Source organism: Streptomyces lunalinharesii (assembly GCF_039532155.1).
Lineage (GTDB): Bacteria > Actinomycetota > Actinomycetes > Streptomycetales > Streptomycetaceae > Streptomyces > Streptomyces lunalinharesii.
The window spans coordinates 104,572-123,429 of sequence record NZ_BAAARK010000008.1 but is presented as its reverse complement, the minus strand read 5'-3'; the positions used below and the strand labels follow the sequence as shown (position 1 = coordinate 123,429).

The 18,858-nt window shown below is 72.3% G+C and carries 14 protein-coding genes; 7 read left to right on the top strand and 7 right to left on the bottom strand.

The annotated features are described in order from the left end of the window. The first annotated feature begins 197 nt into the window (after positions 1-197). The 4 genes from ABD385_RS15365 (at position 198) to alc (ending at position 4,531) form a co-directional block, all read left to right on the top strand. On the top strand, positions 198-1,172 hold the full coding sequence (locus ABD385_RS15365) for an acyl-ACP desaturase (RefSeq protein ID WP_344575879.1): 975 nt from the start codon (positions 198-200) through the stop codon (positions 1,170-1,172). Between the two features lie 121 nt (positions 1,173-1,293). Continuing rightward, a complete protein-coding gene (locus ABD385_RS15360) occupies positions 1,294-2,232 on the top strand; it encodes a DMT family transporter (RefSeq protein WP_344575878.1) in 939 nt (312 codons plus the stop codon). Positions 2,233-2,267: 35 nt separating this feature from the next. Continuing rightward, on the top strand, positions 2,268-3,212 hold the full coding sequence (locus ABD385_RS15355; RefSeq protein WP_344575877.1) for a LysR family transcriptional regulator: 945 nt from the start codon (positions 2,268-2,270) through the stop codon (positions 3,210-3,212). A 173-nt stretch (positions 3,213-3,385) separates the two neighbouring features. Then, entirely contained in the window at positions 3,386-4,531 is a 1,146-nt protein-coding gene (alc, locus tag ABD385_RS15350; protein ID WP_344575876.1) for an allantoicase, read from the top strand. A gap of 220 nt (positions 4,532-4,751) precedes the next feature. On the opposite strand, the gene pepN (ABD385_RS15345) is transcribed toward alc, so the two are convergent. After that, positions 4,752-7,340 carry an aminopeptidase N gene (gene pepN / locus ABD385_RS15345; protein WP_344575874.1) on the bottom strand — a complete coding sequence of 863 codons (2,589 nt, stop codon included), beginning with the start codon at positions 7,338-7,340 and terminating at the stop codon, positions 4,752-4,754. A 124-nt stretch (positions 7,341-7,464) separates the two neighbouring features. On the opposite strand from pepN (ABD385_RS15345), the gene ABD385_RS15340 reads away from it, so the two are divergent. After that, a complete protein-coding gene (locus ABD385_RS15340; protein ID WP_344575872.1) occupies positions 7,465-7,986 on the top strand; it encodes a DUF1203 domain-containing protein in 522 nt (173 codons plus the stop codon). 93 nt (positions 7,987-8,079) lie between these two features. Here ABD385_RS15340 and ABD385_RS15335 read toward each other — a convergent pair whose 3' ends face one another. The 3 genes from ABD385_RS15335 to pepN (ABD385_RS15325) all read right to left on the bottom strand — a co-directional run bounded on the left by ABD385_RS15335 (position 8,080) and on the right by pepN (ABD385_RS15325) (position 13,047). Continuing rightward, the gene (locus ABD385_RS15335; protein ID WP_344575871.1) at positions 8,080-9,111 is read right to left on the bottom strand and encodes an aspartate-semialdehyde dehydrogenase; all 1,032 of its coding nucleotides are present in this window, start codon (positions 9,109-9,111) and stop codon (positions 8,080-8,082) included. Between the two features lie 197 nt (positions 9,112-9,308). Next, positions 9,309-10,334, bottom strand: a complete 1,026-nt coding sequence (locus ABD385_RS15330) for a hypothetical protein (protein WP_344575869.1) — start codon at positions 10,332-10,334, stop codon at positions 9,309-9,311. Positions 10,335-10,458: 124 nt separating this feature from the next. Further along, positions 10,459-13,047 carry an aminopeptidase N gene (gene pepN, locus ABD385_RS15325; protein ID WP_344575867.1) on the bottom strand — a complete coding sequence of 863 codons (2,589 nt, stop codon included), beginning with the start codon at positions 13,045-13,047 and terminating at the stop codon, positions 10,459-10,461. Positions 13,048-13,161: 114 nt separating this feature from the next. Between pepN (ABD385_RS15325) and ABD385_RS15320 the strand changes: the two genes are divergently transcribed. After that, entirely contained in the window at positions 13,162-13,806 is a 645-nt protein-coding gene (locus ABD385_RS15320; RefSeq protein WP_344575865.1) for a mycothiol-dependent nitroreductase Rv2466c family protein, read from the top strand. A 139-nt stretch (positions 13,807-13,945) separates the two neighbouring features. On the opposite strand, the gene ABD385_RS15315 is transcribed toward ABD385_RS15320, so the two are convergent. The 3 genes from ABD385_RS15315 to ABD385_RS15305 form a co-directional block, all read right to left on the bottom strand. Next, on the bottom strand, positions 13,946-14,587 hold the full coding sequence (locus tag ABD385_RS15315) for a superoxide dismutase (protein WP_344575863.1): 642 nt from the start codon (positions 14,585-14,587) through the stop codon (positions 13,946-13,948). A 190-nt stretch (positions 14,588-14,777) separates the two neighbouring features. After that, complete coding sequence (locus ABD385_RS15310) at positions 14,778-16,196, bottom strand: amino acid permease (protein ID WP_344575862.1); 1,419 nt, start codon at positions 16,194-16,196, stop codon at positions 14,778-14,780. Positions 16,197-16,493: 297 nt separating this feature from the next. Beyond that, on the bottom strand, positions 16,494-17,876 hold the full coding sequence (locus ABD385_RS15305; RefSeq protein ID WP_344575861.1) for an amino acid permease: 1,383 nt from the start codon (positions 17,874-17,876) through the stop codon (positions 16,494-16,496). A gap of 347 nt (positions 17,877-18,223) precedes the next feature. Between ABD385_RS15305 and ABD385_RS15300 the strand changes: the two genes are divergently transcribed. Next, the gene (locus ABD385_RS15300; protein ID WP_344575859.1) at positions 18,224-18,823 is read left to right on the top strand and encodes a biotin transporter BioY; all 600 of its coding nucleotides are present in this window, start codon (positions 18,224-18,226) and stop codon (positions 18,821-18,823) included. Positions 18,824-18,858: the final 35 nt, after the last annotated feature.

Below are 18,858 nucleotides of genomic sequence, written 5' to 3'. Positions count from 1 at the left end.
CCGGACCGGTGGGCGCCCCTTTGCGTTGCGCGGCAGAGGTCACGAAAAACCGGACATGAAGCGCTAGTTACGAAGTTTCCGGGCGATTCACCCCTTGAGGAAGTGTTTAACCGGCGCGTACCTACGATGGCGTAACCTACGGGGCCGTAAGTCCAAACCTACGGAGCCGTAGGTCCGTCGTCCCCTGGAGTTCCCTCGTGACCATCGCCCCCGACCGCCTCGACGGAGCGCGCGGCCAGGCCGCCTGGACCGACGCCCGGCTGCTGTACGCCCTCGAAGAGGTCGTCGAGAAGGAGCTGAACCGGCACCTGAAGGTCGCCAAGGAGTGGATGCCGCACGAGTACGTCCCGTGGAGCGACGGGCGGAACTTCGACGGGGTGCTGGACGGCGAGGCGTGGGCGCCCGACCAGTCCAAGGTCACCGCCATCGGCCGCACCGCACTGGTGGTCAACCTCCTCACCGAGGACAACCTCCCCAGTTACCACCACGAGATCGCCACCCTCTTCGGGCGGGACGGGGCGTGGGGCACCTGGGTCCACCGCTGGACGGCGGAGGAGGGCCGGCACGGCATCGTGATGCGCGACTACCTGCTCACCAGCCGCGCCGTCGACCCGGTCGAGCTGGAGCGGTTCCGGATGGCCCACATGTCCGCCGGGTTCGAGTCCGACAACGCGCACAGCATGCTGCACTCGGTGGCCTACGTCGCCTTCCAGGAGCTGGCCACCCGGATCTCGCACCGCAACACCGGCCGGCACTCCGGCGACCCGGTGTGCGACCAGATGCTGGCCCGGATCGCCAACGACGAGAACCTCCACATGGTCTTCTACCGCAACCTCCTCGGTGCGGCCTTCGAGCTGGCCCCCGACCGGACGATGTGCGCCGTGCGGGACGTGGTCACCGGCTTCCGGATGCCCGGCCACGGCATGCCCGGCTTCGAGCGGGCCGCCGTGCAGATGGCCCTCGGCGGGATCTACAACCTGCGCATCCACCACGACGACGTGCTCCAGCCGGTGCTGCGCCACCTGAAGGTCCTGGAGCGCGGCGGGCTGGGCCCGGAGGGGCTCGCCGCCCAGGAGGAGCTCGGGGCGTACCTGGAGGGCCTGGACGGGCAGGCGCGCCGCTTCGACGAGCGGCAGGCCGCGATCCTGGCCCGCCGGGCGGCCCGCGGCTGAGGGGCGCCACAGACCCTTCCTTTCAGTTTTCCTGAAAGGAAGGGTCTGAAGTATTCGATGGACCTGATGGTTGGGTGACTGCCACGGTGGATCCGTATCCACCATCGAGGGAGAGGAAACCGTGGCAGTCCTGGAGCGGGCCCGCGCACGCCGCACACCGTCCACACAGGCCGTGGGGCTGACCCTGGCCCTGACGGCGACCGTCGTCTGGTCCGGCAACTTCGTCATCGCCCGGGCCCTGCACGACACCGTGCCGCCCGTCCAGACCGCGTTCTGGCGCTGGATCATCGCCTTGCTGGCGGTCGCCCCGTTCGCGCTGGGGCAGGTCCGCCGGGAGTGGCCGGTGATCCGCCGGCACCTCGGATACCTGGCGCTGGCCGCCCTGTTGGGCGTCACGCTCTTCAACACCCTCATCTACACGGCCGGGAAGAGCACCTCCGCCACCAACATGGCGATGATCGCGGCGGCTTCGCCGATGATGATCGCCCTCTTCGACCTGATCGGCGGCCGGCGCGGCGGCCGCGAGCCGCTGGGCGCCCGCCGCGCCGCGGGCATGGTGCTCGCCCTGCTGGGCGTGGTCACCCTGGTCGGCAAGGGATCGCCCACCGCGGTGCTGCACCTGGACTTCGCCGGCGGCGACCTGTGGATGCTGGCCGCCACCGCCACCTTCGCCGGCTACAGCGCGCTGCTGCGCCGCCGCCCCGAGGGGATCGGCGGGCTCGCGTTCCTGTTCGTGACGTTCGCGCTGGGCGCCGCGATGCTGGTGCCCGCCTACGCCGTCTCCCTCGGCGTCGAGGGCGGCTTCCCGCTCACCGCCGGCACGGCCGGACCGCTGCTCTACATCGGCGTGTGCTCCTCCGCCGTCGCCTACTTCACCTGGAACAAGGCGATCGCCCTGGTCGGCGCCGCCCGCGCCGGGGTCGTCTACTACCTCCAGCCGGTCTGCGTGGCGCTGCTGTCGCTGGCCGTACTGGGAGAGGGCATCGGCGCGGTGCAGGTGCTCTGCATGGCGCTGATCGTCGCCGGGGTGGCCCTGGGGGCGGCGGGCAGCAGACGGTGACCGGACCGGCCGCGTCGGGTGCGTACGCTGCCCGCATGGCCGACTGGGACATCAAGAAGCTGCGCATCCTGCGCACCCTGGAGGAAGTGGGCACGGTCACCGCGACCGCCGAGGCGCTGCACATGACGCCCTCGGCGGTCTCGCAGCAGCTGACCGGGCTCGCCAAGTCCCTGGGGGTGACGCTCCTGGAGGCGCACGGCCGGCGGGTCCGGCTCACCGGCGCCGCCCACCTGGTGCTGCGGCACGCCGAGGCGGTCTTCGCGCAGCTGGAACGGGCCGACGCGGACCTGCTCGGCTACCTCCAGGGCGAGGCCGGCACGGTGCGGGTCGGGGCGTTCTCCACCGCCATCCCGGCGCTGGTGGTGCCGGCCGTCCAGGAACTGCGCCGCACCCATCCGGGCCTCGCCGTGACCGTGCGGGAGGCGGAGGCGGAGGCCGCGTACGAGCTGCTGGCCGAGGGCAGCGTCGACCTGGCGCTGTCGCTGGCCGCGCACGCGCCCACCCCGCGCGACCCGAAGTTCAGCCGGGTCTCGCTGCTCGCCGACCCGCTGGACGTGGCACTGCCGGCCGGCCACCCGTTGGCCGCCGAACCGGGGCTGCGGCTGGCCGACCTGGCCGGCGAGCCGTGGATCTTCGGCAGCAGCGGCCCGTGGTCCCAGATCACCACCACCGCCTGCGAGAACGCCGGGTTCGTCCCGGAACAGGCGCACTCCGCCGCCGACTGGAGCGCGATCTGGGCGATGGTCGCCGCCGGGATGGGCGTGGCGCTGGTGCCCCGGATGGCGATGGCCGGCGCCCTGCGGGCCCCCGGGCACGGCGGGGTCGCGCTGCGGGTGCTCCACGCCGACCAGCCGCGCCGCCACGTGGTCGCCGCCGCCCGGCGCGGCTCCGAAGGGGCGCCCGGGCTCGCCCGGGTGCTGGCCGCGCTGCGGCAGGCGGCCGCCGCGCAGGCGGCCGTGGGCCGCACCGGCGGCGAATGACCCCGGGGCCGCCGGCCGGCCGCCCACCCGGGCGGACCGAAAGCCTCCGTGCCACCGCGACCTTTCAGCCCTGCTGAAGATATTCCTCACAAACTTTCGATGGACCTGTCGGGTGTTCTGCTGCGACGGTGGACCGGTCCCCAGCACCGCACACAGGAGCAGAAGGGAAACGCATGTCCGCCACCCCGGCCGCCGATTCCACCGATCCGCACGCCAACGACGCCCAGCCGTACGCCGGCGGCGATCCGTACGCCGACTACCGCGGCGGTGACTTCTCCTTCACCTCACTCGTCGACCTGGCCGACCGCCGCTTCGGCGCCGGTGTGATCGCCGCCAACGACGAGTTCTTCGCCGAGCGGGAGAACCTGCTGAAGTCGAACCCGGCGGTCTTCGACCCCGAGCACTTCGGCCACAAGGGCAAGATCATGGACGGCTGGGAGACCCGGCGCCGCCGGGGCGCCGACGGCGACCACCCCTTCCCCACCCAGGACGAGCACGACTGGGCGCTGATCCGCCTCGCCGCCCCCGGCGTGATCCGCGGCGTCATCGTCGACACCGCCCACTTCCGCGGCAACTACCCGCAGCAGGTCACCGTCGAGGCCACCGCGCTGCCCGGCAGCCCCAGCCCCGAGGACCTGCTCGCCGACGGCGTGAAGTGGGAGGAGCTCGTACCCCGCACGCCCGTGCGCGGCCACGCGGCCAACGGCTTCGAGGTCACCACCGAGCGCCGCTTCACCCACCTCCGCCTCAAGCAGCACCCCGACGGCGGCATAGCCCGCCTCCGGGTCTACGGCGAGGTCGTCCCGGACCCGGAGTGGCTGGACGTCCTGGGCACCCTGGACCTGGCCTCGGTGATGCACGGCGGCACCGTCGAGGACGCCTCCGACCGCTTCTACTCCTCGCCCACCCAGATCATCCAGCCCGACCTGTCGCGCAAGATGGACGACGGCTGGGAGAACCGCCGCCGCCGGGTCCGCGGCACCAACGACTGGGTGCGCTTCAGGCTCGCCGCGCAGGGCGAGGTCCGCGCCGTCGAGATCGACACCGCCTACCTCAAGGGCAACTCGGCCGGCTGGGCCCGGCTCTCCGCCTGCGACGGCAACCCGGACGACGCCTCCTCGTGGTTCGAGGTGCTGCCCAAGACCAAGCTCCAGCCCGACACCCCGCACCGCTTCGTGCTGCCCCGCCGGGTCACCGCCACCCACGTCCGCCTGGACGTCTACCCCGACGGCGGCCTGGCCCGGATGCGGGTGCACGGCGACCTCACCGAGGCCGGCCGGGCCGAGCTGGTCCGCCGCTTCGACGAGCTGAGCGGCTGATCCGCCCGTCCCGCCGGGCCCCGTAGGAGGGGGACGGGGCCCGGCGGTCCGCCCCGCGCGCCACGCGGCGGGGCCACTCGACCCGCCCGGCGGACGGTCACGCGCCTGACGCCCGTCCGCCGGGCGACTCCACCTCGCGGGCCCGGGCCCGCAGCAAGGGGCGTGCCCCCGGAACCGCATCGGTTCCGGGGGCACGCCCCTTGCGCGTACCGCGCGCCGGTCAGGCCCCGGCGGCCGCGTCCGCCGCCCGGGCCCGCAGCGCCCGCTCGACGCCGGCCCGCGACTCGGTCACCAGGCGGCGCAGCGCCGGGCTCGGGTCGACCTGCGCCAGCCAGGCGTCGGTGGCGTCCAGGGTCTCCTGGGAGACCTGGAGGGCCGGGTAGTGGCCCACCACGATCTGCTGCGCCATCTCGTGGCTGCGGCTGTCCCAGACGTCCTTGACCGCCGAGAAGTACTGCGCGGTGTACGGCGCCAGCAGCTCCCGCTGGTCGGGCTGGACGAAGCCGGCGATGACGGCCTCCTGCACGGCGTTGGGGAGCGCGTCGGACTCCACCACCGAGGCCCAGGCCGCGGCCTTCGCCTCCGCGGTCGGCCGTGCGGCGCGCGCCGTCGCCGCGTGCCGCTCGCCGGCCGACGTCGCGTCCCGCGCCAGCTCGGCCGCGATCTCCGCCTCGTCGGCCCGGCCGGTGGCCGCGAGCCGCTCCAGCAGCGCCCAGCGCAGCTCGGTGTCCACGGCCAGCCCGGACAGCTCCTCGGAGCCGTCCAACAGGCCCTGGAGGAGGTCCAGCTGGGCGTCGGTGCGGGCCGCCGCGGCGAACGCCCGGGCCCACGCCAACTGGTGGTCGCTGCCGGCCTCGGCGCCCCGCAGGTGCGTCAGCGCCGCCTCGGTCCAGGTCGCCAGGCCGCTCTCGCGCCACTCCGGCGCCGCGTACAGGTCCAGCGCCAGCTTCACCTGGCGGTGCAGCGACTGGACCACGCCGATGTCGGTCTCCTTGCCGATGCCGGAGAGCACCAGCGCCAGGTAGTCCCGGGCCGGCAGTTCGCCGTCCCGGGTCATGTCCCAGGCCGAGGCCCAGGACAGCGCCCGCGGCAGCGACTCGGCGAAGTCCCCGAGGTGCGCGGTGACGACCTTCAGCGACTGCTCGTCCATCCGCACCTTGGCGTAGGACAGGTCGCCGTCGTTGAGCAGGATCACGTCCGGCCGGCGGAAGCCCGCCGGGAACGGCACCTCGGTCCGCTCGCCGTCCACGTCCAGCTCGACGCCGCCGGTGCGGACCAGCTTGCCGCCCGTCAGGTCGTAGTAGCCGATCCCGATCCGGTGCGGCCGCAGCACCGGCTCGCCGGTCGCCCCGGCCGGCAGCGCCGGCGCCTCCTGCCGCACCGCGAAGGCGGTGACGGTGCCGTCCTGGGCCACCTCGATCTCCGGCCGCAGCACGTTGATGCCGGCCGTCTCCAGCCACTTCTTCGACCAGGTCGCGAGGTCCCGGCCGCTGGTCTTCTCCAGCGCGCCCAGCAGGTCGCTCAGCCGGGTGTTGCCGTAGGCGTGCGCCTTGAAGTACGCCTGCACGCCCTTGAAGAACTCGTCCTGGCCGACGTAGGCCACCAGCTGCTTGAGGACGCTGGCGCCCTTGGCGTAGGTGATGCCGTCGAAGTTGACCAGGACGTCGTCCAGGTCACGGATCTCCGCCATGATCGGGTGGGTGGACGGCAGTTGGTCCTGCCGGTACGCCCAGGTCTTCATGGAGTTGGCGAACGTGGTCCAGGAGTGCGGCCACTTGCTGCCCGGCGCGTACGCCTGGCAGGCGATCGAGGTGTAGGTGGCGAACGACTCGTTCAGCCACAGGTCGTTCCACCACTCCATGGTGACCAGGTCGCCGAACCACATGTGCGCCAGCTCGTGCAGAATCGTCTCGGCACGCACCTCGTAGGCCGCGTCCGTCACCTTCGAGCGGAAGACGTACTGGTCGCGGATGGTGACCGCGCCGGCGTTCTCCATCGCCCCGGCGTTGAACTCCGGCACGAAGAGCTGGTCGTACTTGGCGAACGGGTAGTCGTAGGCGAACTTCTCCTGGAACCAGTCGAAGCCCTGCCGGGTGACCGCGAAGATCTCCTCCGCGTCCAGGTGCTCGGCCAGCGACGGCCGGCAGTAGATCCCCAGCGGCACCGACCGGCCGTCCGCGCCCTCCCAGGTGCTGTGCACGCTGTGGTAGGGCCCGACGATCAGGGCGGTGACGTAGGTGGAGATCCGCGGCGTGGGCGCGAACCGCCAGACGGTGCCGTCCGCGCCGACCGGCTCGGGCGTCGGCGAGTTCGAGATCACCGTCCAGCCCCGCGGCGCCGTCACGGTGAACTGGAAGGTGGCCTTCAGGTCCGGCTGCTCGAAGTTGGCGAACACCCGGCGGGCGTCCGGCACCTCGAACTGCGTGTAGAGATAGGCCTGCTGGTCCACCGGGTCGACGAACCGGTGCAGCCCCTCACCGCTGTTGGTGTACGCGCAGTCGGCGACCACCGTCAGCTCGTTGCGGCCCTGCCGCAGTCCGGCCAGCGCGATCCGCGAGTCCGCGAACACCGTCGCCGCGTCGAGCGCCGTGCCGTTCAGCACCACCTCGTGCACGGTCGGCGCGACCAGGTCGACGAACGACGCCGCGCCGTCCTCGCCGGCGACGTCGAACCGCACCGTCGTCACCGACCGGAACGTGCCGCTCCCCTCCTGTGCCCCGCTCAGGTCCAGCTCGATCTCGTACGCGTCCACGGTCAGCAGGCGCGCGCGCTCCTGGGCCTCTTCCCGGGTCAGATTCGTACCAGGCACCCGTCCCTCTCCTTCACGATCGGTCATCTCGCAGCGTCCGGCCATCCTTCCACGGCGCCCGAGCGGCCAGGACGACGTCCGGATCCCGCCAGCGGCCCGGGCGCGCAGCGCCGAACCTGGACGCATGACCACGTACGCACCACTCCCGATCCCGGCCGCCACCCTCACGCAGTTGCGCGGCACCGACGACGCCGGCCGCCCCATGGAGCCGTACACCGCCCGCGAGAAGGGGGCGCCGGTGGACTGCGTGGGCAGCCCGCTGCGCTGCTGCCTGCGGGCCATCGAGGAGGGCGAGCGGGTCGCCCTGGTGTCCTACGCACCGCTGCGCCGCTGGGCGGCGGAGACCGGCGCCGATCCCGGGGCCTACGACGAGCAGGGGCCGGTCTTCATCCACGCCGCACCGTGCCCGGGGCCGGACCCCGCCGCCGCCCCGTACCCGCACGCCCACGCCGGGTCTCTGCGGACCCTGCGGCGCTACGACCGGCAGGGCCGGATCGCCGGCGGGCGCTACTTCGAGATACCCGAGGACGCCGCGGCCGGCTTCGAGGCGGCCTTCGACGAGGCGTTCGCCGACCCCGAGGTGGCGTCCGTCCACGTCCGGGCGCTGGAGTACGGCTGCTTCCTGTACGAGGTGCGCCGCCCCTGACCCGAGCCGGGGCGCGCAACGGCCGCGGCCGGTGCCGGTGCGGAGCGGATCCGTACCGGCACCGGCCGCGGTGCGCGTCGTGGTGCGGGCGGGTCAGCCGCGCAGCTCGGCGGCGACCAGCTCGGCGATCTGGACGGCGTTCAGCGCCGCGCCCTTGCGGAGGTTGTCGTTGGTGACGAACAGCGCGAGGCCGTTGTCGACGGTCTCGTCCCGGCGGATCCGGCCCACGAAGGAGGCGTCCTGGCCGGCGGCCTGGAGCGGGGTGGGGACGTCGGAGAGCGTGACGCCCGGGGCGCCGGCCAGCAGCTCCTGGGCGCGCTCGGGGGAGATCGGGCGCGCGAAGCGGGCGTTGATCTGGAGGGAGTGGCCGCTGAAGACGGGGACGCGGACGCAGGTGCCGGACACCTTCAGCTCCGGGATGTCCAGGATCTTGCGGCTCTCGTTGCGGAGCTTCTGCTCCTCGTCGGTCTCGTTCAGCCCGTCGTCGACGATCGAGCCGGCCATCGGCAGGACGTTGAAGGCGATCGGGCGGACGTAGGTCTCCGGGTTCGGGAACTCCACCGCGGCACCGTCGTGCGTCAGCTTGGTGGCGTCCTGCTCGACGACCTTGCGGGTCTGCCCGTCCAGCTCGGCGACGCCGGCCAGGCCGCTGCCGGAGACCGCCTGGTAGGTGGCGACGACCAGGGAGACCAGCCCGGCCTCCTCGTGCAGCGGACGCAGCACCGGCATGGCGGCCATGGTCGTGCAGTTCGGGTTGGCGATGATGCCCTTGGGCCGGTCGGTGATGGCCTGCGGGTTCACCTCGGAGACCACCAGCGGCACCTGCGGGTCGCGGCGCCAGGCAGAGGAGTTGTCGATCACGACCGGGCCGGCGGCGGCGACCTTCTCCGCCAGCGCCTTGGACGTGGTGCCACCGGCCGAGAAGAGGACGATGTCCAGACCGGAGTAGTCCGCGATGGCCGCGTCCTCGACCGTGATCTCGGTGTCCTGCCAGGGCAGCGTCCGTCCGGCGGACCGGGCCGAAGCGAACAGCCGCAGCTGCTCGACCGGGAAGTTGCGCTCGGCGAGAATGCGCCGCATCACGCCGCCGACCTGTCCGGTCGCTCCGACGATTCCGATCCTCATGGGACTCCTTCTTTCTGACCTGGCGCGCTGGCCCGGCTCCGGGTGTCTGCTGGAACACCTGCTCAGTGGCGCTCCCATCATGTGTGTGAGACCCGTCGCCTTGTCCAATCCATTCCAATGGATGGAGAACCGGACCGCACGGTTGCGCACGGAGCGTGCCTGGCGGTCGCGCAACGTCACCTGTCGTGGTGGCGCGGTCAGCGCGGCAGGACCACCACGTACCGCGTCGGCTCCCGGTCCGCCGCCGCCATCAGCGCCGTGCGCACCACCGTGGCCTGCTGCTCCGGGGCCTCCCGCAGGGTCCGCGGCCGGCAGCGGACGAGGGTGATGCCCAGGCGCTCCAGGTGCTCGCGGTGCTCGTCCCGGTCGGCGCCGGCGGTGCCGTCCTCGGCCGGGCGCGGGGTGCGGGCGTCGATCTCCACGGCCACCCCGTACTCCGGCCAGTACGCGTCCACCCCGCCCAGGTACGGGCCGCCCGGCAGCCGCAGGTCGACGTTCCACAGCGGGTCGGGCAGCCCGTAGCCGTGCACCATGGCGTAGAGCCGCTGCTCGGCCAGGGCGCGCCCCTCGGCCATCAGCGCGTCGACCGCGTCCACCACGTGCGGCCGGGTCAGCAGCCGGGCCCGGCTCAGCTCCCGCACCACCGAGGCCGCCTCGCAGTGCCCGCCGCGCACCGCCTCGGTCAGCAGCCGGCGCACCAGGGTCCCGTCGGTGAGGCCGGCCACCGCGTCCGCCAGCGCCCGCGGGACCGGGGCGGTGGGCACCCCGGTGACGTCCTCGGGGTCCGGCAGGTCCGCGCCCCGGACGATCTCCGCGAAGCCCACCGAACGCAGCCGTCGGGTGCGCGCCACCAGCACCTCGATGCGGTCCAGGGCCAGCAGCGGGCCGGCGGCGGCGAAGCCGTGCAGGGCGAGCGCCGCCAGCCCGGTGATCATCGGGTCCCGGGCGGCCTCCGCGGTCCGCGGCTGGCTCGGCACGGACGGGCCGCGGTAGTGGGCGTAGAACAGCGCCGCGTGCAGCCGCTCCTCGCTGGTGGGCGGGCCCTGGTGCAGCAGGTGCACGCCGGGCAGCAGCTGCTGCCAGGGCCCGCCCGGCCGGCAGCGCTCGGCGATCTCGGCCGGCGGCACGCCGTGCGACCGGAGTTGATGGGTGGTCAGCACCGGGCAGCGGCCGTCGGCGAGGTGGTGGAGGGGGAGCGGGGAGAGCGGGGCGTCGTGGTTCATGCCCGGCAGATTCCCGGTCCCCCTCCACCCCCTAACCGTTGTTACCCGCCTGTGGCACAAGCGGGACAATACCGCCCTCAAGTACGGGCGTTCGACGGCCGATTGGGGCTGGTCGAGAGGCGGGTTACGGCCTGGGTCCGGCCGCCTCGTCACAAGCCTGTGCACGCAGCGCCCGCGCCAGGTCGTCCTGTTCCTCGCGCACCAGTCGGCGCAGGGCCGGCGCGGCCCCGGCGTGCTCGGCCAGCCAGGCGTCCGCGGCGTCCAGCGCGGCCCGGTCCACCTGCCAGGACGGGAACAGCCCGCGCACCACCGACATCCCGATCTCGATGGACCGCTCCCGCCAGATCCGCTCGATCGCCGCGAAGTAGTGCGGCGCGTACGGCACCAGCAGCTCCCGCTGCGAGGACTGTGCGAAGCCGCTGATGGTCGCCTCGACCAGGGCGTTGGAGAGCGCGTCGGAGTCGATCACGTCCGCCCAGGCCGCCGCCTTGACCTCGGCCGCGGGCCGGGCGGCCAGGCAGCGCACCTGGTGCCGCTTGCCGGACGCGGTGGCGTCGCGGGCCAGTTCGGCGTCGATCGCCGCCGCGTCGGCGACCCCGTGCGCGGCCAGCGGCAGCAGGAACGCCCAGCGCAGCTCCTGGTCGACCGCCAGCCCGTCGATCTTCGCGGTGCCGTCCAGCAGCCCCTGGAGCAGCTGGAGGTCGGCCGCGGTGGTGGCCACCGCGGCGAAGTGCCGGGCCCAGCTGAGCTGGTGGCCGCTGCCCGGTTCGGACAGCCGCAGTTCGCGCAGCGCGTTCTCGGCCAGTTCGCGGGTGGCCCGCTCGCGGTACTCGGGCGCGACGTAGTGCTCCAGCGCCGCCTCCGCCTGGCCGAGCACCGACTGGAGCACCCCGATGACGGTCTCCGCCCCGGCGAACCGCCGCACCAGGTCCAAGAAGTCGCGGGCCGGCATCAGCCCGTCCCGGGTCAGCCCCCACACCGCGGCCCAGCACAGCGCCCGCGCCAACGGGTCCGTCAGGTCGCCGAGCCGGGCCCGCAGGGTGGCCAGCGACCCCTCGTCGAAGCGGGTCTTGCAGTACGTCAGGTCCTCGTCGTTGACCAGGACCAGCTCCGGCCGCTCGACCCCGGCCAGCTCCGGCACCGCGGTCCGCGGCCCGGCCACGTCCACCTCGGCGCGGGCGTAGCGCACCAGCGCCGAGTCCGCGTCGAGGCGGCGGTACAGGCCCACCGCGACCCGGTGCGGCCGCAGCTCCGGGTGGCTCTCTGCGGCCTCCTGGAGGATGCTCAGCTCGGTGATCCGGTCCTGCGCGTCGTAGGTCACCTGCGGGGTGAGGGAGTTGACGCCGGCCGTCTCCAGCCAGGCGCGGGACCAGGCCGCCAGGTCCCGCCCGGAGGTCTCCTCCAGCACCGTCAGCAGGTCCGCGAGCCGGGTGTTGCCGTAGGCGTGCCGCTTGAAGTAGCGCCGGGCGCCCTCCAGGAACGCGTCCTGGCCGACGTACGCCACCAGCTGCTTGAGGACGCTGGCGCCCTTGGCGTAGGTGATGCCGTCGAAGTTGAGCTTGGCGTCCTCCAGGTCGCGGATGTCGGCGGTGATCGGGTGGGTGGAGGGGAGCTGGTCGGCCCGGTACGCCCAGGACTTGCGGCGGTTGGCGAAGGTGATCCAGCCGTCCGTGAAGCGGGTCGCGCCGACCTGCGCGAAGCTGCCCATGAAGTCCGCGTAGGACTCCTTCAGCCACAGGTCGTCCCACCAGTGCATGGTGACCAGGTCGCCGAACCACATGTGCGCCATCTCGTGCAGGATGACGTTGGCGCGGCGCTCGTAGGACGCCTCGGTGACCTTGCCGCGGAAGATGAACTCCTCGCGGAAGGTGACGCAGCCGGGGTTCTCCATCGCGCCGAGGTTGTACTCCGGCACGAACGCCTGGTCGTACTTCCCGAACGGGTACGGGAAGTCGAAGTGGTCGTGGAAGAAGTCCAGCCCCTGCTTGGTGACGGTGAAGACGTCGTCCGCGTCGAAGTGCCGGGCCAGCCCCTTGCGGCAGAGCGCGCCCAGCGGGACCGTCAGCTCGGTGCCGTCCTCGAAGGTGCGGCGGTAGGTATCGGTGACGTAGTGGTACGGGCCGGCGACCACGGCGGTGATGTACGTCGAGATCGGCCTGGTCGTCGCGAAGCGGTGCCGGCCGGCCTCGGCGGGGCCCTCCTGGGCGCCGTTGCTGAGGACCAGCCACCCCTCGGGCGCGGTCACCTCGAAGGTGAACGGGGCCTTCAGGTCGGGCTGTTCGAAGTTGGCGAAGACCCGGCGCGCGTCGGCGGGCTCGTACTGGGTGTAGAGGTAGACCTCGCCGTCCTCGGGGTCGACGAAGCGGTGCAGGCCCTCGCCGGTCCGGCTGTAGGCGCACTGCGCGTCGACGACCAGGGTGTTCTCGGCGGCCAGGTCGGCCAGCGCGATCCGGGTGCCGTCGAAGACCGCGGCCGGGTCCAGCTCCCGCCCGTTGAGGGTGACCGAACTGACGGAGGGCGCCAGGAGGTCCGCGAAGCTCGTGGCGCCGGGCTCGGCGCAGCGGAACCGGATCGTCGTGCGGGAGCGGAACGTGGCCGCGTCGGCGCCCCGGGCGACCGCTGAGCGGACGTCCAGCGCCACGTCGTACCCCTCGACCGTCAGCAGCCGGCCCCGCTCACGTGCCTCTTCCCGGGACAGATTCTCACCTGGCACCGCGTGCCTCCCTCACCCTCGTCTCGGATATCGAACACCGGGAATCATGGCATGCGCGCCGGCGGTTGAAGCGTCCACGGAACAACGTCGTTGACGCCCTCAAGAGGAGATCCCGTGTCCGAGACCGCGAAGACCCCGGCAGACTTCTGGTTCGACCCGCTCTGCCCCTGGGCGTGGCTGACCTCCCGTTGGATGCTTGAGGTGGAGCAGCTCCGCCCGGTCCAGGTGCGCTGGCACGTGATGAGCCTGGCCGTGCTGAACGAGAACAAACTCGACGAACTCCCCGCCCAGTACGCGGAGAACATGCGCCCGGGCGGCAAGGCGTGGGGCCCGGTCCGCGTGGTGATCGCCGCGCAGCAGCTCTACGGCGACGAGGTCGTCGGCCGCCTCTACACCGCGCTCGGCAACCGTTTCCACACCGCCGGCGAGGGCGTCACCCGCGACTCCCTCGCGGCCGGCATCGCCGACGCCGGCCTGCCCGCCGACCTGATCGACTACGCCGACAAGGACGTCTACGACGCCGAGCTGCGCGCCTCCCACAAGGCGGGCATCGACCTGGTCGGCCAGGAGGTCGGCACGCCGGTGATCGCGGTGCCCGGCGCGGACGGCGAGCAGATCGCCTTCTTCGGCCCGGTCGTCACGCCCGCGCCCAAGGGCGAGCAGGCGGCCAAGCTGTGGGACGGCACGCTGCTGGTGGCGTCCACCCCCGGCTTCTTCGAGATCAAGCGGACCCGCACCGAGGCGCCGTCCTTCGACTGAGCGCCGGGCCCCCGCGGCCCCGCCCGGTACGCACGAAGCCCCGCGAGTCATGTCCTCGCGGGGCTTCGCTCTGTTCCGTCCGCCAGGTGAAGGGTGAGAAGACGATCACGAGGCAGGACGTTCTCGGCCGGCTACCGGGTCACGGCGCCAGCAGCAGGTTGTTCGCGCGCTCCTTGGCGGCCGTGTAGCGCTTGGCCACGTCCTGCCAGTTCACGACGTTCCACATGGCCTCGATGAAGTCGACCTTCTGGTTCTTGTACTGGAGGTAGAAGGCGTGCTCCCAGGCGTCGAAGACCAGGATCGGCACCGAGCCCTGGCCGACGTTGCCCTGGTGGTCGTAGATCTGCTCGACGATGAGACGGCCGGTCACCGGCTCGTAGGCCAGCACGCCCCAGCCGGAGCCCTGGGTGGTCGCCGACGCCTTGGTCAGCTGCGCCTTGAACTTGGCGAACGAACCGAAGCTCTCGGCAACGGCGTCGGCCAGCTCGCCCACGCCGTCCTTGTCCAGCGGCTCGCCGCCGCCGTCACCGGTCATGTTGTGCCAGTAGATGCTGTGCAGGATGTGGCCGGAGAGGTGGAACGCGAGGTTCTTCTCCAGGCCGTTGATGTTGCCCCACTGGTCCTTGTCGCGCGCCTCGGCGAGCTGCTCAAGGGTGTCGTTGGCGCCCTTCACGTACGCCGCGTGGTGCTTGTCGTGGTGCAGCTCGATGATCTCCGGGCTGATGACCGGGGCCAGCGCCGAGTAGTCGTAGGGGAGTTCCGGAAGTGTGTAGGTCGCCATGCCGACCCCGCCTCCAAGCTGCGTAAACGCCGTAGTTGCAAACAATGGGCAAGAGCACGCTACCAGCAGGAGTGATCACGGGCCGGGTATGGCGGGTGTCCTGGTTCCAAAGACGGAGGCGGGGCGGGACCTCGGAAGGAGGTCCCGCCCCGCCTCGGGAACGGCTGGGCCGGCAGGCCCGGCTACGGCGTCACTGCCGGCCGAGCGCCCGCTGCCGGATCACGCCGATCACCGTCAGCACCACGCCGAAGCCGCCGGTGAACAGCAGCTGGATCCGCTGGTTTTCGTCGCGCAGCATCAGCACCAGGACCACCGCGACGCCGGCCAGCGCCACCCACGTCAGGTACGGGAAGGCCCACATCTTCACGATGAGCTTCTCGGGCGCCTCGCGCTCCAGCCGCCGTCGGGTGCGCAGCTGGGTGACGGCGATGAAGCCCCAGACCACCAGCACCGCGGCGCCGACCATGTTCAGCAGCCACTGGAAGACGGTGGTGGGCCACCAGAAGCTCAGCAGCACCGCGAAGAACCCGAACATGGCGCACAGCAGCACCGTCCGGCGCGGCACCCCGCTGCTCACCTTGCCGAGGAAGGCCGGGCCCTGGCCGCGGGCGATCAGCGAGTACGCCATCCGCGACGAGCCGTAGATGTTGGCGTTCACCGCGGAGAGCAGCGCGATCAGGATGACCACGTTCATGATCTGGCCGGCCGCCGGGATCTTGAGGTAGTCGAGCACCGCCACGTACGGGCCGCTCTTGGCGATCGACGGCGCGCTCCAGGGGATGACGGTGACGATGACCGCCATCGAGCCGACGTAGAACAGGGCGATCCGCCACATCGCGGTGCGCACCGCGCGGGCCACGCCGCGGGCCGGGTCCTTGGACTCGGCGGCCGCGATGGTCACCGTCTCCAGGCCGCCGTAGGCGAACACCGACGCCAACAGGCCCACCATCAGGCCGTCGACGCCCTTGGGCAGGAAGCCGCCGTCACCGGTGAGGTGGCTGGTTCCGGGGGCCGAGGTGCCGGGCAGCAGGCCGAAGATGGCCAGCACGCCCAGGATCAGGAAGAGCGCGATCGCCGCGACCTTCAGCGCGGCGAACCAGAACTCGAACTCGCCGAAGTTGCCGACCGCGGTCAGGTTGGTCGCGGTGAAGACCACCATGATGAGCAGGACCCACATCCACGGTTCGGTGGACGGGAACCACTGGTGCAGCACGTCCGCGGCGCCCAGCGCCTCGGCCGCCACCGCCACGCACAGCAGCGCGGTGAACATCCACCCCACGGTGAAGCCCGCCCAGGAGCCTATGGAGCGCTCCGCGTGCACCGAGAAGGAACCGGAGGCGGGGTGCGCCGCGGACATCTCCCCGAGCATCCGCATGACCAACATGACCAGTGCGCCGGAGACGGCGTACGCCAGCACGATCGACGGGCCGGCCGCCGCGATGCCCTCGCGGGAGCCGACGAACAGGCCCGCCCCGATCACCCCGCCGAGGGCGATCATCGAGAGGTGGCGCTGTTTGAGGCCGTGTGACAGCGCGCCGTCCTGGCCGGTGCCCGGGGCCGCGGAGTTCCGCGCACCGGCGGACGCGGCGGACGGGGGTGTCCGATTCATGTCGTACCTGTCCCAGTAGGTGAGATGCGGGCGGGGCGATACTGCGTTCTCCCGGGGCCGCGGACGGCTCACTCCGGGGTCCTCGGCAAAGCTGGCTCAGTCTGAGTGCCCCTGTCCGCTCAGGGCAACAGTCGTGCAGCGTTTGTTCGGTATTCAGACGCGATCGTGACCGAGCGTGTCTGATACATCGTCGAATGTGGCGAGATGTGAGGTACGTCTCAAAGGCGACCTACCCGCGCGGAACCACCCCAACGGGCCGGCCCGCCCCGCGGTCGCCCGTCGCCGGAACTGCGCCCCTCAGCGCCGCACCCGACGGCCCCTCAGCTCCCGCAACCCCGCCACCACCAGCACCGCGGCCGTCGCACCGGCCGACCACAGCAACTGCGGCCGGGCCGTGTCGTCGGTCAGCATCAGCACGATCACCGCGCCCATCGCCGCCAGCGCCACCCACGTCAAATAAGGGAACGCCCACATCCGCAGCACCAGCCGCTCCGGCGCCTCCTGTTCGATCCGCGGCCGCAGCCGCAACTGGGAGACGGCGATCAGCCCCCAGACGAACAGCAGCACCGCACCGACCGCGTTGAGCAAGTACAGGAACACCGAATCCGGCCACTTCAGGTTGAGCAGCACCGAGACGAAGCCGAACGCCACCGACGCCAGCACCGCCCGCCGCGGCACCCCGCCCCCGGACACCTTCAACAGCCCGCGCGGCGCCTCCCCGCGCTCGGCCAGCGAGAACACCATCCGCGACGAGCCGTAGAGGTTGGCGTTCAGCGCCGACAACAGCGCCACGAACACCACGACGTTCATGATCTGCCCGGCACCCGGCACCCCGACCCGGTCCAGCACCATCACGTACGGGCTCTTGCCCGGCTGCATCGACGACCACGGCAGCACGGTGACGATGACCAGCATCGAGCCCACGTAGAAGAAGAGGATCCGCCACACCGCGCTGCGCACCGCCCGGCCCACCGCTCGCGCCGGATCGTCCGACTCGGCCGCCGCGATGGTGACGACCTCCAGGCCGCCGAAGGCGAACACCACGGCCAGCACACCGGAGACCACCCCGGACCAGCCGTGCGGCAGGAACCCGCCGTGCCCGGTCAGGTTGGTCAGCCCCACCGGCTCGGTGTCCGGCAGCACCCCGAAGACCGCCAGCAGGCTCAGGGCCAGGAACAGCACGATCGCGGTGACCTTCAGCGTGGCGAACCAGAACTCGAACTCGCCGAAGTTCTTCACCGCGGCCAGGTTGGCGACGGTGAACACGACCATGAAGAGCAGCACCCACCCCCACTGCGGCACCGCCGGCAGCCAGCCGTGCGCGATCTGCGCCGCGCCGGTCGCCTCCACGGCCAACACCACCACCAGCAGGAACCAGTACAGCCAGCCCACGCTGAAACCGGCCCACCGCCCGAGCGCCCGCTCCGCGTGCACCGAGAACGCCCCGGAGGCCGGCATCGCCGCCGACATCTCCCCGAGCATCCGCATGATCAGCATCGCCAGCGCCCCGGCGATCAGATAGGACAGCACGATCCCCGGGCCGGCCACCGCGATGCCCGCGCCGGAGCCGACGAACAGCCCCGCCCCGATCACCCCGCCCAGCCCCAGCATCGTCAGATGGCGCTGCTTGAGCCCCGCGGACAGCGGCTCTTTCTCGACCAGGGGCGGTGCGTCGTGCATCGGCTCGTAACTCTCGCAAGGGGCGCAAGGGGCGGGATCGCCGCCCGGTTTGGGGGAACTCCACAGGTGACCGCGGAGCCGTCCCAGTGTCCCCGCCCGTGGCCGACTAGCACAAAACCGGCCACGCACCACTGCCCCGCCCGTGACGAGCATCACGTGACCTGCGAAGACGTATCGCCTGCCGAGGGGCTCGGGCATTCTGGCGGTTGTCCGGAACTCCCCAAGCGGGCCGGTACGGCTTTGTCACCGCTACACGATGATCGCCGCCGCCCCCCTGAACTAACGTCATCACGTCCCGCCGGACCGCTCCACCCCGGACGGTCCCCTCACACCCGCGGAGTCCCCTGATGAGCACAGCCGCACCCACCCTCCTGCCCGGAGCGGTCCTCGCCGACCTGCTGCCGGCCGCCACCGCCACCCGTGCCCGCGTCCGCGACGCCGCGCTGGTCGCCGGCGGCGCCGTGATCACCGGCATCGCGGCCCAGATCGCGGTCCCGGTCCCCGGCTCCCCGGTCCCGGTCACCGCCCAGACCTTCGCCCCCCTCCTGGTGGGCACCTCGCTCGGCGCCCGCCGCGGCCTGCTGTCGCTGGCGCTCTACGCGCTGCTCGGCATGGCTGGCGTCCCGTGGTTCGCGGGCGGCGCCTCGGGCGCCGGCGGGGCCACCTTCGGCTACGTCCTCGGCATGCTGCTCGCCGCCACCGCGGTGGGCGCACTGGCCCGCCGCGGCGGCGACCGCGGGGTGCTCCGCACCGCCGCCACGATGGTCGCCGGCAACGCCGTGATCTACGCGATCGGCGTCCCCTACCTCGCGCTGAGCACCGGCATGCCCTTCGGCCGGGCCGTCGCCGTCGGCATGGTGCCGTTCCTGATCGGCGACGCCGTCAAGATCGCCCTGGCGATGGGCGCGGTGCCCACCGCCTGCGCCCTGGCCGGACGCCGCGGCTGACCGGCCCCATCGACGCCGGCGGGCCCGCACCCCTC